The 13,555-nt window shown below is 74.4% G+C and carries 9 protein-coding genes and 1 pseudogene; 6 read left to right on the top strand and 4 right to left on the bottom strand.

Features of this window, described 5'->3' with window-relative positions; translation table 11 throughout:
- Position 1 precedes the first annotated feature (1 nt).
- Both dapA and ACTWP5_RS23310 read right to left on the bottom strand, forming a co-directional pair.
- Complete coding sequence (gene dapA, locus ACTWP5_RS23315) at positions 2-931, bottom strand: 4-hydroxy-tetrahydrodipicolinate synthase (RefSeq protein WP_443223025.1); 930 nt, start codon at positions 929-931, stop codon at positions 2-4.
- Between the two features lie 180 nt (positions 932-1,111).
- The gene (locus tag ACTWP5_RS23310) at positions 1,112-2,947 is read right to left on the bottom strand and encodes an endonuclease/exonuclease/phosphatase family protein (protein WP_443223024.1); all 1,836 of its coding nucleotides are present in this window, start codon (positions 2,945-2,947) and stop codon (positions 1,112-1,114) included.
- 225 nt (positions 2,948-3,172) lie between these two features.
- On the opposite strand from ACTWP5_RS23310, the gene ACTWP5_RS23305 reads away from it, so the two are divergent.
- Positions 3,173-4,717: a hypothetical protein gene (locus ACTWP5_RS23305; RefSeq protein ID WP_443223023.1), complete on the top strand. Its 1,545-nt coding sequence runs from the start codon at positions 3,173-3,175 to the stop codon at positions 4,715-4,717.
- Between the two features lie 60 nt (positions 4,718-4,777).
- Here ACTWP5_RS23305 and ACTWP5_RS23300 read toward each other — a convergent pair whose 3' ends face one another.
- Both ACTWP5_RS23300 and ACTWP5_RS23295 read right to left on the bottom strand, forming a co-directional pair.
- On the bottom strand, positions 4,778-5,725 hold the full coding sequence (locus ACTWP5_RS23300) for an alpha/beta fold hydrolase (RefSeq protein ID WP_443223022.1): 948 nt from the start codon (positions 5,723-5,725) through the stop codon (positions 4,778-4,780).
- Positions 5,718-7,175 (bottom strand): flavin-containing monooxygenase, encoded by a 1,458-nt coding sequence (locus tag ACTWP5_RS23295; RefSeq protein WP_443223021.1) that lies wholly within the window; start codon positions 7,173-7,175, stop codon positions 5,718-5,720. Before ACTWP5_RS23295 ends, ACTWP5_RS23300 begins: the two co-directional genes overlap by 8 nt.
- A gap of 162 nt (positions 7,176-7,337) precedes the next feature.
- On the opposite strand from ACTWP5_RS23295, the gene ACTWP5_RS23290 reads away from it, so the two are divergent.
- The 5 genes and pseudogenes from ACTWP5_RS23290 to araD all read left to right on the top strand — a co-directional run bounded on the left by ACTWP5_RS23290 (position 7,338) and on the right by araD (position 13,549).
- On the top strand, positions 7,338-8,126 hold the full coding sequence (locus tag ACTWP5_RS23290) for a MerR family transcriptional regulator (RefSeq protein WP_443223020.1): 789 nt from the start codon (positions 7,338-7,340) through the stop codon (positions 8,124-8,126).
- 406 nt (positions 8,127-8,532) lie between these two features.
- Positions 8,533-9,723, top strand: a complete 1,191-nt coding sequence (locus tag ACTWP5_RS23285; RefSeq protein WP_443223019.1) for a right-handed parallel beta-helix repeat-containing protein — start codon at positions 8,533-8,535, stop codon at positions 9,721-9,723.
- A 243-nt stretch (positions 9,724-9,966) separates the two neighbouring features.
- Positions 9,967-10,629, top strand: a pseudogene (locus ACTWP5_RS23280) (GntR family transcriptional regulator); the annotation flags it as partial.
- A 239-nt stretch (positions 10,630-10,868) separates the two neighbouring features.
- The gene (locus ACTWP5_RS23275) at positions 10,869-11,837 is read left to right on the top strand and encodes a dihydrodipicolinate synthase family protein (RefSeq protein WP_443223018.1); all 969 of its coding nucleotides are present in this window, start codon (positions 10,869-10,871) and stop codon (positions 11,835-11,837) included.
- The gene (araD, locus tag ACTWP5_RS23270; protein WP_443223017.1) at positions 11,834-13,549 is read left to right on the top strand and encodes an L-arabinonate dehydratase; all 1,716 of its coding nucleotides are present in this window, start codon (positions 11,834-11,836) and stop codon (positions 13,547-13,549) included. The genes ACTWP5_RS23275 and araD overlap by 4 nt, the downstream gene beginning before the upstream one ends.
- Positions 13,550-13,555: the final 6 nt, after the last annotated feature.

Below are 13,555 nucleotides of genomic sequence, written 5' to 3'. Positions count from 1 at the left end.
GTCACTCCCTGCGCGTTGGGGGGACCCTATCGAAGTCGGGGGACGCCAGTGCGCGCTTGAGAGCCTCCACCAGCCGCCCGGTCACGCCCTCGTCGGCCGGCAGCAGCGGGCCGCGCACCCCGCCGCCCGGCAGCCCGGCCGCGGCGAACAGCGCCTTCACCGCCACCACGCCCGGCACCACGGTCATCACCGCCTCCACCAGGGGCAGCAGCGCCCGGTGGCGCCGCGCCGCCGTCGCGTGGTCGCCCGCCTCGAACGCGTCGAGCACCGACCGCACCTGCGGCGCCGCGACGTTGGCGACGGTGCTGACGTACGCGCGGGCGCCGATCGCGAAGAGCGGCAGGTTCGTCTCGTCCGCGCCCGAGTAGTAGACGAGGTCCGTGTCGGCCAGCACCCGGCCCGACTTCATCAGGTCGTAGGCCGAGTCCTTGACGCCGACGACACGCGGGTGCTCCGCCAGGCGTCGCAGGGAGTCCGCGCTCAGCGCCGTGCCGCTGCCGGTGCGGGCGGGAACGTCGTAGAGCAGCATCGGCAGGCCGGTGGCGTCGGCCACGGTCCGCAGGTGGTGGACGATGCCCTCCTGGGAGGGGCGGGAGTAGTACGGCGTGACGACCAGCAGCCCGTCCGCGCCCGCGGCCTCGGCCGAGCGGGCCAGAGCCAGCGAGTGGCGGGTGTCGTTCGTGCCGACGCCCGCGATCACGCTGGCCCGTTCGCCGACCGCCTCGACCACGGCCCGCACGAGCGTGGCCTTCTCCGCGTCCGTCGTGGTCGGGGACTCGCCGGTGGTGCCGCTGACGACCAGGGCGTCGCAACCGCCGCGGTCGGTCAGGTGAACGGCCAGCCGCTGCGCGCCCTCGACATCGAGGGCGCCGTCAGCGGTGAACGGAGTGATCATCGCCGCCGCGCGGCGTCCGAGGGGGTGCTCAGCCATGCCAGGAGTGTCCCGGCTCGTCGCGGTCCGGTCCACTCGAACGGGTGTGGGCCCCGCCACGTCGGCCCCACGGCTGACAGGCCGCCCCGTCAGCCCCAGCGGGCCCACGACATCCCGCGCCGCGGGGGTGCGTGGGTGGGACGCCGCGTCCTGCCCGCCGGGGAGAAAGGCGGCCGTCCCTCAGGGGCGGAACCGCAGGACCTGCGGGTCGTGGTCGCTGGCCTGCTCCGCGAACTCGGCGTTGACGTGCACGATGTCGTAGTCGAAGCGGCGGATCGCCGGCGAGAGGAGCGTCTGGTCCAGCACCTGGGCGTTGCCCTGGAAGACGTACGTGTACCGCTCGCCCGGCGGCAGCGCGAAGACGGCCGAACGCAGCGCGCCCGAGGCCGTCAGGGCCCGCGTGGTGGGGGAGAACTCGAAGTCGTTGACGTCGCCGAGCACCACGACCCGCGCGGTGCGCTCGGTGGCGAGGACCTCCCGGACGAAGCCACCGACCGCCTCGGCCTGCGCCACCCGCTGCTCCTCGCTGACGCGGCGCGGCGGCTGGTGGCGCGCGTGCAGCGGCTCGTCGCCGCCCTTGGACGCGAAGTGGTTGGCGACCACGATGACCGTCCGGCCCCGGAAGCGGAACTCGCCGGCCAGCGGCTTGCGGCTGTCGGTCCAGGCGGCGTTCGCCGGGTCGACGCGGCCGGGGGACAGGCTCAGGCTCGCCCGGCCGTGGCGCCTGACCACCTCGGTGGCGGTGGTGGCGTCCCCACCGGCGCGGTCGACGAACGACACCCGCTCGGGGTTGAAGAGGAAGACGTTGCGGATGTTACCGCCGGGCTGACCGCCGTCCGCGCCGTCCACCGGGTCGACGCCGCGCCACGCGTAGCGCGGGCCGCCCGCCGCGACGATCGCGTCCGAAAAGCGCCGCAGCGTCTCGTCGGCGGCGACCGTGCCGTCGTCGGTGGGGCCGCTGTTGTCCTGGATCTCCTCCAGCGCGAGCACGTCGGGGGAGGCGAGGTGGGTCACCACGCCCGCGGCCAGCCGGTCGACCGTCGCCTGGTCGGTGCCCGGGTGCAGGTTCTCCACGTTGTACGTGGCCACCGCCAACTCCCCGGGACGCTGCGGCCTGGTCACCTCGGGCGTCAGGCCGCCGGCCTCGACCCGCAGCGGCTCCCGGGCGGCGAGCACGTAGCCGCCGAACTCGTCGTAGTCCAACGGGCCGCTCACCGGCCCGGCCAGGGTGTCGCCGACGTTCGCGGTGGGAAAGGGGTGCTGGCCGACGGGCGCGAGCGTCTCCACCTTCAGCCGCCCGGGGTTCGGCGCCTCGTAGGAGGCGTACCGCACGCCGCCGCGCGGCGTCGCGTTCTCGCCGGGCTCCACCGTCACCCACAGCTCGTGGTACGGCGTGCTCGGGCCGATCACCGGCGCGGCGCCGATCTCCACCGCCATGCCCTCCAGCGACTCGTACCGGTCCAGGGCGAACGCGTCGGGACGCAGCGTCAGCCCCTCGATGCCGTCCTCGGCCGCCGGGTCGCCGGCGGGCGCGTAGGCGTCGGGAAGGGCGGCGGCGTCCAACGGGTGGGGCGCCGGCAGCTCGTTCCCGGAGGAGACCACGGTGACCGAGGGCGAGCTCAGCTGCGTGACGGACTGGCCGCCCGCCTCGCGGCCGCCGTAGTAGTACTCGCCGACGCGCCCGGAGACCAGCACCTCGTCGCCGACGGCCACGGCGGGCGCCGCGTTGGTGAAGACGAAGACGCCCTCGCTGGTGGCGTCGTCGCCGTCGCCCGTCGGGTCCTGGATCCAGAAGCCGCGCGAACCGTACCCGCGCACCCCGGTGACGACGCCCGGCACGTCGGTGACGCGCTGGCCCGCGTACGGCGAGAGGCGGGTGTCGCCCTGGACGTCGTGGACGCGCAGCCCCTCGGCGGCGGCCGAGGACTGCGGCACCACGACCACGGCGGTGGCGAGGCCGGCGGTGACGAGCCCCGTCAGCAGGACGGGGCGACGGAACGGGCGGGCTGCGGCCACGGCATCCTCCGGGTGGTGCGCTGTCTCTACGCGCGTCAAACTCGCGCACTCGCGCGTCCCTGTCAACGTCTCCCGCCCCTCGCCCGCGTGACGCCCCGGTGAACTCCCCCCGGGGCACGGCGCCCACGCGAGACCGGGGCGCACGACCTCGGCGCGTCAACTAGGGTGGACCCGACGTCACAGGCTCGTGACCTGAGAGCCCGTCAGCCCGAGGAGTCGCACGCCATGTCCGCCGCCGACCGTTCCGCACTGCCTCCCGTGCGGCTGCCCTCAGAGGACGAGCTGGCGCGGGCGGCCCTCGCCACACCGCTGCTCTCCCGGGCCGTCGAGCTCGCCCGCTGGGCCGCCGAGGGCGTGCCCGTCGGCGCCGACGGCGCGTTGGCGTCGGCGGAGCTCACGGGCGCGGTCGGCCGGCTCGGCCTCGCCGAGCCCGACGGCCACGCCGAGGCCGTCGAGGCGTGGGACTTCGCCGTGGACGCCGGCCTGGTGACGATCACGGAGACCGGCGAGGAGGGGCGGCGGGCGGCCGCCGACGGGCCGGCCGGGGTCGCCCGGCCCGGCCGGGACCTGGCCGTGTTCGGCCAGGACGCGGCGGGCTCGCACGCCGTCGCGGTGCTCGACGTCTGGTCCGAGGGCGTGGACGGCGCGCTCGCCGCCGCCGCGCTCGCCGGCTCGATCGACCCGCGGGACCCGGAGAGGGAGCCGGATCCGCTGGAGGCCGAGCTCGACGCGCCGGGCATGGACGAGAACGTCGCCGAGGCGGAGCTCGCGGACCTGTCCGAGCTGGACTGGGACCCCGAGGAGGAGACCGAGCTGCTCGACGCGGCCCTCGCCACCCTCTACCTCTTCACCGCCGCCGACGAGGAGGTCGGGGCCGGCGCCATGGTGCCGCTGCCGATGCTCGCTGCCGCCGTCGTCATGCCCGAGGGCGTCACCGAGGACCTCTCCGACGAGGACCTCGACGACATGACCACGGTCGTCATCAGCCTCGACGAGCAGCTCCGGGCCCTGGAGGGCACCGGCCTCGTCGAGTACGTCCCCGCCGACCCGGACGCCGACCCCGGGGACGTGGCCGTCTCCCACCCGGAGGACGAGGAGGCGGCGGACCTCGCCAGCTTCGGCCAGGTGCGGCTGACGAGTCTCGGCCTGTACGGGGTGCGGCGGCGGATGAGGGAGGGCGGTCTCGAGGCCCCGGTGGTCGGCGAGCTGCGGGACGGCGAGGCCGGCGCGCTGCTGGCCGCCATCCCGTACCGCCCGGAGCCCGCCGCCCGCGAGGAGGCCGAGCTGTGGCTCGCCGGGCGCGACCCGTTGGACGCCTCGCGGCAGCTCCTCGCCGCCGCCCGCGGCGCGGACCCGGAGGCGCCCGGCCGGCGGCTCGCCTGCCAGCTGGTGCTCTCCCTCGTCGACGAGCGGTCCGAGGAGGCGTTGCGCGAGGTCCTCGACGACGCCGAGCTGGGCGGGCTGGCGCGCGTCTGGCTCGCGGAGCGGGGCGCGGAGGTGCCCGCGCCGAGCGAGGAGATGGTCTTCTGGCTGACGGTGGACACGCTCGCCGCCCAGCTCGGCACCGCCGCGGAGCACGAGGACGCCGTGGAGCTGCGGGAGTTGGTGCGTGACCTCACCTCGCAGCACAGCGCGTTCTTCGACAAGGCGTGGCGCTGCGACCATCCGGCGACGGCCGACGTGCTGGAGGCGATGGGGCGGTTCCACCCCGACCGGCAGCTCGCGAAGCAGGCGCGCAAGGCCGCCTTCAAGGCCAGGTCCCGCGCCTGACGGGGGTGCCCGTCGGGCGGAGGGCTCGTCGAGCGGGCAGTGCGTCGGGTGAGCGGCCCGTCAGGCGGGTGTCCCGTCCCCCGCGGCGGGCAGCCGGCTCGTCAGCTCCCGCAGCGTCCCCACGACCGTGTCCGTCGCCTCGTGCGGGGTCATGTGGCCGACGGCCGGCAGCAGCGTCAGGCCCACCGGGTCCGGCAGCCGGGCGACGAGGCGGTGGGCGTGGACCGCGGGGGTCAGGCGGTCCGCCCCGCCGTGGACGACGGCCACCGGCAGCTCCAGCCGCGCCAGGCGTTCGGTCACGTCCAGCCCGGCCATCATCCGTCCCCACCCGGCGCGCGGCCGGCGGGGGCAGGCGTGCACGATGCGCGCGATCTCCGCTCGCTGCGCGGGGGAGGCGCCGGGCCCCATCGTGACGTACGCGACGACGCGCCGGGCCAGCGGCGTCACCGGACCGTAGGGCAGCCGCGTGGTCAGGAACAGCCGCTGGGCCCGCCGCCGTGCCCGGCCGGGGCGCAGCGGCACCACGGTGGACTCGTCGGTCAGCCGGTCGGTGCCGGTGCTGCACAGCAACGCGGCGGCGGCGTGCTCGCGCAGCTCGGGCCGGCCGGCGGCGGCCACGATCGTCATGGCGCCCATGGAGTGGCCGCCGAGCACCGCCCGCTGCCCCGGGGCGAGCGTGGCCCTCAGCACGGCGCACAGGTCGTCGGCGAGCGCCTCGGGGGTGTAGGTGCCGGGCGCGGCGGGGGAGCGCCCGTGGCCGCGCTGGTCGTAGACGACGACGCGGTGGTCGACGGCCAGCAGGTCGAGCACCGGCCGCCAGAAGGTGGTGTTGCAGGTCCAGCCGTGGGCCAGCACCACGGTGGGGACCTCGGCCCCGCTCGGGCCGTGGATCTCGGTGTGCAGGCGGGCTCCGCCGGTGGAGACGACGGTGCGCGTGGCGGGGCAGGGCCGTGCGACGGGGCCGGGGTGGGACGCGGGCTCGGAGTGGGCGGCGGTGACGTCAGCCATGGCGCAGCACCTCGTACTCGGCGGGGTCGACGGCTCGGGTGGCGCGGGCGAACTCGCGGGTGGTGCCCGGCCAGACGGTGGTGTTGCGGCCCGCGGCGTCCAGGTACCAGCTGGCGCAGCCGCCCGTGTTCCACACGGAGCGGGCGAGGCGGCGCTGGAGCGCGTCGTTCCACGTGGCCACGGCCTGGGGCCGGGGGGTGAGGGCGGCACGGCCGAGGGCGTCCAGGCGCGCCACGAAGTCGGTGAGGTAGCTGAGCTGGGCCTCGATCATGAGGATCATCGAGGTGTTGCCGAGGCCGGTGTTCGGTCCGATGATCGTCAGGAAGTTCGGGAAGCCGGCGGCGGTGGTGCCGCGCAACGCCGCCATCCCGTCGCGCCACTCCTCGGCCAGCGTGGTGCCGCGGCTGCCCTTGATCCGGCTCGCGATCGGCATGTCCGTGACGTGGAAACCGGTCCCGAAGACGATGGTGTCCGCCTCGACCTCCCGGCCGTCGGCGGCGACGAGCGTGCTGCCGCGCACCTCGCGCAGCCCCGCGTCGACCAGCCGCACGTGGGGCCTGGCGAGGGTCGGGTACCAGTCGTTGGAGAGCAGGATGCGTTTGCAGCCGATGCGGTAGTCGGGGGTGAGACGGGCCCGGAGCTCGGGGTCCCGGATCGCGCGCCGCATGTGCAGCCGAGCCAGCCGCTCCAGGGGGCGCATCAGGCCGGGCCGCTTGGCGAACGCGCCGACCTGTACCTCCCGCACGCCCCACAGCAGCTGGCGGCGGAGCGCGCGGGTGGCGGGCAGGTGGGTGTGGAGCCAGCGCTCGACGCCGGAGATGCGCCGGTCGGCGCGGGGTATGACCCAGGGCGGGGTCCGTTGGAAGACCGTGAGCTCGGTGACCTCGCGGGCGATCTCGGGCACGAACTGGATGGCGGAGGCGCCCGTTCCGACCACGGCGACCCGCCTGCCGCGCAGGCTGTGGTCGTGGTCCCAGCGGGCGGAGTGGAACACCCGTCCCGGGAACGCGTCGAGCCCCGGCAGCCGCGGCAGGCTGGGCTCGGAGAGCGGGCCCGTGGCGGAGACGAGCACGTCGGCGGTGAGGTCGCCGCCGGTGGTGTCGACGACCCAGCGCAGCTCCTCGGCGTCCCAGCGGGCGGCGGTCACCTCGGAGTTGAGGCGCAGGTGCGGGCGGAGCCCGAAGGCGTCGGCGACCCACTCCAGGTAGGCGCGGATGTGCGGCTGGCCGGAGAAGTTACGCGGCCAGCGGGGGTTGGGCGCGAAGGAGAAGGAGTAGAGGTGGGAGGGGACGTCGCAGGCGCAGCCGGGGTAGGAGTTGTCCCGCCAGGTGCCCCCGATCGCGCCGGCCCGCTCCAGCACCACGAAGTCGGTGACGCCGGCCCGTCGCAGCCGCACGGCGGCCCCGAGGCCACCGAAGCCGGCACCGATCACCGCGACCCGTACGTGCATGCGTCCCACCTCCATGCTGCCAGTGATTACTGGCGTGGTCGGAGCGTAGGGCAGGATCGTACTCATGGGTAGGGGGTGTGCGCGCCATCCCGTGACCCACGGGTCTCGGGACGCCCACGGGCCCCGGGAGCGGCACGACCGGCTGAACCTAGACTGCGCGGCATGGCAGCGCACGAACAGGACCGGCGGGCGGACGAGGCCGAGGACCGCGCCTACCGCGCCGCCGAGCTGGCCGCCGCCGCCGGCATCACCGAACGGACGCTGCGCTTCTACCGGGAGCGCGGGCTCCTGCCGCCGCCCCGCCGCGAGGGCCGCGTCGCCTGGTTCGACGAGCGCCACCTGGCGCGGCTGCGCACCATCGGCGCCCTCACCGCGCGCGGCCACACCCTCGACGGCGTCGCCGAGCTGCTCGCGGCCTTCGCCGCCGGGCGCGACGCCGGCCACACCGCCGAGCTCCTCGGCCTGGCCGAGCGGCAGCCCTGGACCGAGGAGGAGCCGGTCCGCCTGACCCCCGAGGAGCTGGCCTCCTACTACGAGGGGGAGGCGGACGCGGCCGCGAGCCTGGCGACCGCGCTGGAGATCGGCTATCTCGGCCTCGACGGCGACGCCGTCGTCCACGTGAGCCGCGACCTGCTGGAGGCGTCCTCGGCGTTGGGCCGCGCGGGCATCCCGTTGCCCGCCCTGCTGGCGGCGGGCCGCGAGCTGCGCGACCACGCCGAGGCGTTGGCCGCCGTCTTCACCGAGTTGCTGCGGCGGCACGTGGTGCCCGAGCTGCTCGGCGAGGAGACGGGGGAGCGGGGCGGGTCGTTGACCGAGGAGGAGGTGGCGCGCCTGGCGGCGGCGGTGGAGCGGCTCCTCCCGCTGGCGAGGAGGGCGCTCCACGCCGAGGTGTCCCTCGCGCTCGACCGCCGCCTGCGGTCGGAGGTGACCGGGCCCGGCGCGGGCGGCTGAGGACGCGGCGTCCGGCGCCGGCGCTCGGGAGCGGTGTCTCGGGGCGGCGGTCCGGCGCCGGCGGTCTGGATCGGTTCCCGCGCGCGCGAGCCGGTCGCGCGGCGCGTCCGCGTCGTCCTGTCGCGGGCCGCCCCGCGCCCCTCGAACGACCCCCTCGCAGGCTCCCACCTCGCCCGTCTCACGGGCTTCTTGACGCCTCATCGGGGCGTTGCCATACTCCGGCACATCGGCAAGCGCTTGCCGTCGGCCGCGCGCAACTCCCCACCGAATCCCGACGAGTTCGCCGTCGGGAGCCGAGTGTGGCTCGGTGATGAATCGATTCATAAGGGGTGTTCGGGACAGCGGGCACGGCGGCGGGCGTCCCCTGTCGTACGCCCCCACGTTCCCCCACCTCCAGGAGTCGCAGATGGGACGCAGAGCCGCACCACCCATCATCAGGCGCAGGCCCGGCCTGTTCGTCGCCGGCCTTCTCGCCCTGGCGAGCGCGGCCACCGCGCTCACCGCCACCGCCACCGCCAACGTCGCCGCCACCGAGGAGTCACCAGCCGTCCTCCAGGACTGCGGCGGCGGGTCGTACCAGGCCGAGGCCGTCCAGAACGGCGGCACATGGACCGCCCCCGGCTACAGCGGCGGCGACATGCTCTCGGCGATGCGCGCGGCCGTGAACAGCCTGACCCCCGGTCGTACGTCCAACGAGCGCGTCGTCGTGCGCGGCTCGGGCAACGTGCCGGCCAACGCCTCGCTCGACCTTCCCAGCTACACCACCCTCGACGTCTGCGGCACGATCACCTCCACCGGGAGCATCGGCTCCAACCACGCCCCGATCCGCATCCGTGGCGTGCGCAACGTCGAGGTCCAGAACCTCTCGCTCAGGGGAAACAACTACTTCGGGATCTTCATCCGCAACGCCGAGAACGTCACGCTGCGCCAGATCGACATCCGGCTCGGCGGCACCGGCCTCGGCATCAGGATCGACAACCACGACAACCGGAACGTGCGCACCCGCAACGTTCGCATCGACAACGTGTACGCCGAGAACACCGGCAGCCACGGCGTCGAGACCTACGGCGTGGACGGCTTCTCCGTCGGTACCGTCACCGCCCGCGACACCGGTGAGTCCGGGCTGCTCCTGAACGACACGATCAACGCCGACATCGGCCGGGTCGACGCCCAGAACGCGGGCAGCGGCACGGGCTACGCCGCGTTCCGCGTCGCCAACCGCAACGGCAGGATCGGCGACAGCTACCCGACCAACATTTACGTTGGCGAAGTGATCGCCAGCGGTGGCGGCCGGGGCGTCTTCTGCGTCTCCGAGAGCGGCGGCATGCGGATCGACCGGATCTCCCTCACCAACACCGGCAACAACGCCGTCCTGTTGGAGAACTGCTACAACGTGAACATCGCCGCGCAGAGCGGCACGGTCAGCGGCGGGGGAGAGGTGCGCCTCGCGTCCCGCACGGAGTTCCCCGTCAACCGGGACATCACCCTCCAGAACCTCACGCTGAGCAACACCTCGCTGCGCGAGAGCCCCTGCGGAACGAACATCGTCTACCGCAACATCACGCTCAACAACAGCAGTCGCGACACCTGCAGCTGAGCGTCGAGCTCCACCAGCCGCCGCCGGTGGCGAGTCCCCGTGCTCGCCACCGGCGGTCTTTTCGTGTGTGACGCGCATCACAGAAAGCCCTTACTAAAATCCGCGCCACAACCGTTGACGCCGCCTCCCTCCGGTCTTAGGTTCGTCGCACCTCACCGTCGTACGAGATACGCCATATCTCATATACGAGATCTGGTACACGACCGCCCACCAGACCACCGCGAGAGCGGAGAGCGCCTGTCCATGAACGCCCCCCTGTCCGGCTTGTCCGGAACGGTGCCGGCTCGCATACCCTCCCGGACCCAGTTCGTCCTGGAGCACGTCACGCGGGCCATCCTCACCGGACAGCTCGCCCCCGGCTCCCCCCTCGTGGAGACCGAACTCGCCGCCACCTTCGGCGTCTCCAAGACCCCCGTCCGCGAGGCGCTCAAGACCCTGGCGGGACGTGGTCTGGTGGTGATGAGCGACTACAAGGGCGCCTCGGTGGCCACGGTCGACGCGGCCATGGCCCGCTCCGTCTACGACGTGCGCCTGCTGCTGGAGCCCGAGGCCGTCCGCCGGACCGTGGCCGGCGGCGTGGACCTGGCCGCCGCGCACACCGCGCTGGAGCGTGCCGCCTCCGCCACCGACACCGCCGAGCGCTCCCTCGCCAACCGCGCCTTCCACCGGGCGCTCTACCTGCCCTGCGGCAACCCGCTGCTCGTCCGCATGCTCGACGACCTGCGCGACCAGGCCGCCCTCGTCTCCTCCGTGGCCTGGCAGGCCACGCCCACCTGGAACCGCGAGGCCGACGAGCACCGGGCGATCCTCGCCCGCGCCGAGGCCGGCGACGCCGAGGGCACCGTGCTGCTGCTGCGCGAGCACATCCAGGGCTTCTTCCACCGCGCCTTCCCCGACGACCCCGAGGCCCTCTCAGGCGCGCGGCCCGCGCCGGCCTCGCGGCCGGGCCGGCCGCAGCCGACCCCGAGGAAGCCTCCGGAGCCACCCGAGCCACCTAAGGCACGCGAGGCACCCGAGCCCACGGAGCTGACGAGGCCGACGAGACCACGGAAGCCGAAGAAGCGGCGGGCCCCGCCCAGCCCGCCCACCCTGCCGAACCCGCAGGACACCCCGCACCCCCACGACTCCCAGGAGGAGAAGCAGGCATGAACGACTTCGCGGCGCAACGGGACGCGCTCGCGGACGTGGTGGCCATCCCCGTCACTCCCTTCGACGCCGAGGACCGGCTCGACGCGGAGACCTACCGCGCCCTCTTGCGCCGGCTGCTGGCGGCGGGCGTGCGGACCCTCACGCCCAACGGCAACACCAGCGAGTTCTACTCCCTCGACCCGGCCGAGCGCCGCGCCGAGGTCGAGCTGACGCTCGCCACGGTGGCCGAGGTCGAGGCCGAGTCCGCGGCGCAGACCGGGGGAGCGGCGAACGCGTCGCGCGTCCAGACCCGCGTCCAGACCATCGTCGGGGTCGGCCACGAGGTGCCCAGCGCCGTGGCCGCCGCCCGGCACGCCCGCGAGGTCGGCGCCCAGATGGTGATGGTCCACCAGCCGGTCCACCCCTACGTCTCCCAGGCGGGCTGGATCGACTACCACCGCGCCGTCGCCGAGGCCGTCCCCGAACTCGGCGTCGTGCCCTACGTCCGCAACCCGGCCATCGACGGCGCCAGCATCGCGCGCCTGGGCGAGGACTGCCCGAACGTCATCGGCGTGAAGTACGCCGTGCCCGACCCGGTCCGCTTCTCCACCGTCGCCCGCGACGCCGGCCTCGACCGCTTCGTCTGGGTGGCCGGCCTCGCCGAGCTCTACGCCCCCGCGTACTTCGCCTGCGGCGCCACCGGCTTCACCTCGGGCCTGGTCAACGTCGCCCCCCAGGTCTCGCTGGACATGCTGAGCGCGCTGCGCGCCGCCGACTACCCCACCGCCATGAAGGTCTGGGAACGGATCCGCCGCTTCGAGGAGCTGCGGGCCGCGAACCAGTCCGCGAACAACGTGACCGTCGTCAAGGAGGCCCTGGCCGTCCTCGGCCTGTGCCGCCGCGACGTGCGCTCCCCGAGCGCGCCGCTGCCCGAGGCCGAGCGCGCCGAGGTCGCCGGGATCGTCGAGGAGTGGCAGGCGTCATGACCACCCTGCGAAGCCACCAGTGGTACGGCACCGACGGGCTGCGGTCCTTCAGCCACCGCGCCCGCACCCGGCAGCTCGGCTACCTGCCCGAGGAGCACATGGGCAAGCCGGTCATCGCGATCCTCAACACCTGGTCGGACATCAACCCCTGCCACCAGCACCTGCGCGAGCGCGCCGAGGCCGTCAAGCGCGGCGTGTGGCAGGCCGGCGGCTTCCCGCTGGAGTTCCCCGTCGCCACGCTGTCGGAGACCTTCCAGAAGCCGACGCCGATGCTCTACCGCAACCTCCTGGCGATGGAGACCGAGGAGCTGCTGCGCAGCTACCCCGTCGACGGCGCCGTGTTGATGGGCGGCTGCGACAAGACCACGCCCGCCCTGCTCATGGGCGCCGCCAGCGCCGACCTCCCCACCGTCTTCGTGCCCGCCGGGCCGATGCTGCGCGGCCACTGGCGCGGCGAGACCCTCGGCTCCGGCACCGACATGTGGAAGTACTGGGACGAGAAGCGCGCCGGCCGCATCGGCGAGCGCGAGCTGTCGGAGCTGGAGTGCGGCCTGGCCCGTTCCCCCGGCACCTGCATGACGATGGGCACCGCCTCCACCATGACCTCCGCCGCGGAGGCCCTCGGCGTGACCGTCCCGGGCGCCTCGGCGATCCCCGCCGTCGACTCCGCCCACAGCCGGATGGCCGCCGCCGCGGGCCTGAGGGCCGTCGAGCTGGTCCACCAGGAGGCGCGGATCTCCCGCTTCCTGACCCGCGAGGCGTACGAGGACGCCATCACCACCGTCCTCGCCCTGGGCGGCTCCACCAACGCCGTGATCCACCTGACGGCGATGGCCGGCCGCTCCGGCGTCCCCCTCACCCTGGACGACTTCGACCGGCTCGCCCGCGAGGTGCCGGTGCTCGCCAACCTCAGGCCCGGCGGCGCGTACCTGATGGAGGACTTCTACTACGCCGGCGGCCTGCCGGGCCTGCTGTCCCGGCTCGCCGAGGGCGGCTTCCTCCACCTCGACCGGCCCACCATCGCCCACGCCACCCTGCGCGAACAGCTCGACGGCGCCCTCGTCCACGACGACAACGTGATCCGGCCGCTCACCAACCCGCTGGCCGCCTCCGGCGGCGTCGCGGTGCTGCGCGGCAACCTCGCCCCCGACGGCGCGGTGATCAAGCACCTCGCGGCCGAGGCCCACCTGCACAAGCACACCGGACCCGCGGTCGTCTTCGACGACTACAGGTCGATGCAGGAGACCATCAACGACCCCGCCCTCGGCATCACTCCCGACACCGTGCTGGTGCTGCGCGGCGCGGGACCCCTCGGCGGACCCGGCATGCCCGAGTACGGCATGCTCCCGATCCCCGACTACCTCCTCAAGCAGGGCGTCACCGACATGGTGCGGCTCTCCGACGCCCGGATGAGCGGCACCAGCTACGGCACCTGCGTCCTGCACATCGCGCCCGAGTCGCACGTCGGCGGGCCGCTGGCGCTGGTGCGCACCGGCGACCTCGTCACGCTCGACGTGGAGGGCCGCACCCTGCGGCTGGAGGTCGACGACGAGGAACTCGCCCGCCGCCGCGCCGAGTGGCGCCCGCCCGCCCCGCGCTACGGGCGCGGCTACGGCGCCCTCTACCAGGAGCACATCACGCAGGCCGACACCGGCTGCGACTTCGCCTTCCTCGCCAGGCCCGGGGAGGTGCCGGAGCCTTATGCGGGCTGAATTCGA

The sequence above is a fragment of the Streptomyces sp. 4N509B genome (genome assembly GCF_052245655.1).
In the GTDB taxonomy this organism is placed as follows: Bacteria; Actinomycetota; Actinomycetes; order Streptomycetales; family Streptomycetaceae; genus Streptomyces.
Note: the sequence above shows the minus strand (reverse complement) of the source record. Positions and strands in the feature narration are given on the sequence as shown.

Bases quoted from the DNA above. Each gene is read 5' to 3' on its own strand.
- dapA (WP_443223025.1), bottom strand. From the start codon at position 931: ATGGCTGAGCACCCCCTCGGACGCCGCGCGGCGGCGATGATCACTCCG.
- ACTWP5_RS23305 (WP_443223023.1), top strand. From the start codon at position 3,173: ATGTCCGCCGCCGACCGTTCCGCACTGCCTCCCGTGCGGCTGCCCTCA.
- ACTWP5_RS23300 (WP_443223022.1), bottom strand. From the start codon at position 5,725: ATGGCTGACGTCACCGCCGCCCACTCCGAGCCCGCGTCCCACCCCGGC.
- ACTWP5_RS23295 (WP_443223021.1), bottom strand. From the start codon at position 7,175: ATGCACGTACGGGTCGCGGTGATCGGTGCCGGCTTCGGTGGCCTCGGG.
- ACTWP5_RS23290 (WP_443223020.1), top strand. From the start codon at position 7,338: ATGGCAGCGCACGAACAGGACCGGCGGGCGGACGAGGCCGAGGACCGC.
- ACTWP5_RS23285 (WP_443223019.1), top strand. From the start codon at position 8,533: ATGGGACGCAGAGCCGCACCACCCATCATCAGGCGCAGGCCCGGCCTG.
- ACTWP5_RS23275 (WP_443223018.1), top strand. From the start codon at position 10,869: ATGAACGACTTCGCGGCGCAACGGGACGCGCTCGCGGACGTGGTGGCC.
- araD (WP_443223017.1), top strand. From the start codon at position 11,834: ATGACCACCCTGCGAAGCCACCAGTGGTACGGCACCGACGGGCTGCGG.